2 protein-coding genes are annotated in these 1,804 nt (G+C 61.0%); one reads left to right on the top strand and one right to left on the bottom strand.

Annotated elements, in window-relative coordinates:
• Positions 1-173 precede the first annotated feature (173 nt).
• Entirely contained in the window at positions 174-722 is a 549-nt protein-coding gene (locus ACI3K3_RS25595) for a transposase (protein WP_404918921.1), read from the bottom strand.
• A gap of 242 nt (positions 723-964) precedes the next feature.
• On the opposite strand from ACI3K3_RS25595, the gene ACI3K3_RS25590 reads away from it, so the two are divergent.
• Positions 965-1,555, top strand: coding sequence for a hypothetical protein (locus ACI3K3_RS25590; protein ID WP_404918919.1), 591 nt, complete (start codon positions 965-967; stop codon positions 1,553-1,555).
• The last annotated feature ends 249 nt before the right edge of the window (positions 1,556-1,804 follow it).

Here is a 1,804-nt window from a genome sequence, read left to right as displayed (position 1 = left end):
TCTGAGCGCCGGCCGATCGCGTGCCGACGAGCCATACTGAATTGCTCAACTCAAGCGCGACAAGTGTGGTATTGCTTTGGAACGACATAATGCGGCTCCCTGGATTGAGGACGCCGCTATAGTGAACCTTCCTTCACTCGGTGTCCGTCCTCATAGCATCTGCCACCACAGCTCTATCGGCGTTCCTCGCGGGAGGCGCCGCCTGATCTGCGCCAGGCGGGCAGAGAAGCTTTTTTAAAATCGGCAATGTCGTCGCCCTTCTGCCCCCGATGGCGGGGCCGCGCCGAGAGCTTGCGGTAGCCCATCGCGCGAAGCTCACGCCCGAGGGTATGGCGCGTGACCGAGAGCGCGAACTCGTCCCAGATCCACTGGGTCAGATCGGCAAGCCGCCAGCGCACCACGCCATGCGCCGCGGGGATTGGCCCGGTCTCGACTATCGCCGCAAGCCGCGCGCGCTGCTCGTCATTGAGGATCGCGGCCCGGCCCGGCGCCTTGCGCGTCGCCAGACCATCGGGGCCGCCTTCGTTGAACCGCAGGACCCAGTCGCGCACGATTTGCAGCGTGACGCCGGCAACCTTCGCCGCTTCGCTCCGGCTCCCGCCGTCCAGGATCAGAGCCACCGCCAACAGCCGCCGGACCTGATCCGCATCATCGCTTCGTCGCGCAAACTGGCGCAAATCCGCCGATGTGTAGTCAGACCGAACCCCAATCGCTGCCGCCATCGCAAGCCTCCACGTGCCTGCTACGTCGAATCAGATTTTCACGAGCTTGGGAATCCCCCGCGTGAGTCAGCCTCAGCGCACCGTGGTATAACTCCCCCTCCCGGAGGGGGCGGATCCACCTTCGCAGCACTCTGCAAATAGATGACTTAATACGTGCTGCTCGTGTTATGATTACGCCTCGAACGAGGTCGCACGAGAATCGATATTAAGAGGCCTCGTGGCTCCCATGCGGAGACTTAATCATGGACCTCAACGAGTTACTTTATCAGCATCAGCTTGCCCTCATCCACGGACGGGCTTCTCTTCCTGGCGCGAATCGGGAAGCGTATTCCAGGATTGCAGCCCATTACGCTGAAAGGCTGCGCGCTTATCGTAGTCGGAACCATATCCAACAGTATTCTGGAACTATGACCGAAGATGCGCTGCGTTCGCCGCCGCCCCATTGCGCGGCTTCGCATGATAAGGAGGCGCTCTCGTTCGAGGAGGTTGAAATGATCAGTCTCGCCTCCGCCCGACATGGCGGAACCACAGAAGAGCGGAAAGTTCTGGCGCTGGAAATGATCGCTGATCAATTGCTGCTCATCCACGCCGACCTGGTGACAATCGATAGCCATTCGCAGTCGGATATCCCCGAGCCAACTGCGTCGCCCGGCCCCAGCCCTACACATGACGTGGAAGGCCGGGAGGATGAAGGCGAATACCTGGATGTTCCTGGGGATGGATTGCCGGCTGGAGTGACGATGAAGACCACAAGCGTCTACACCGTCGGACCCTACACCTACTCAGACCTAGCTTCTGCCTTGATGGAGGCGGAGCGGCAGGGCCTCCACTGATCCGCACAAGGGGCGTTCGACTTTCACCGCGCGAATTGCATTGCAACAACTAAGCGCTCGAATTCTGCGGTGGCTGCGACTAGTGGCCGGCATCACACGCCTGGCACCTGCCGGAGAAATGGTGACGTGACCCCCTGGTTTCCACCAGCGCGGATTAGAGCCGGGCAGCTTTGTTGCGCATGAGCGCGGGTTGAGCAATGGCCTGCGCAGCGGAGCCCGTAGGGCGTAGCGAAGGAGGCCATTGCTTAT

The organism is Novosphingobium sp. ZW T3_23 (assembly GCF_044987305.1).
Lineage (GTDB): Bacteria > Pseudomonadota > Alphaproteobacteria > Sphingomonadales > Sphingomonadaceae > Novosphingobium.
The sequence above is the reverse complement of the archived record's forward strand: the minus strand, read 5'-3'. Positions and strand labels throughout refer to the sequence as shown.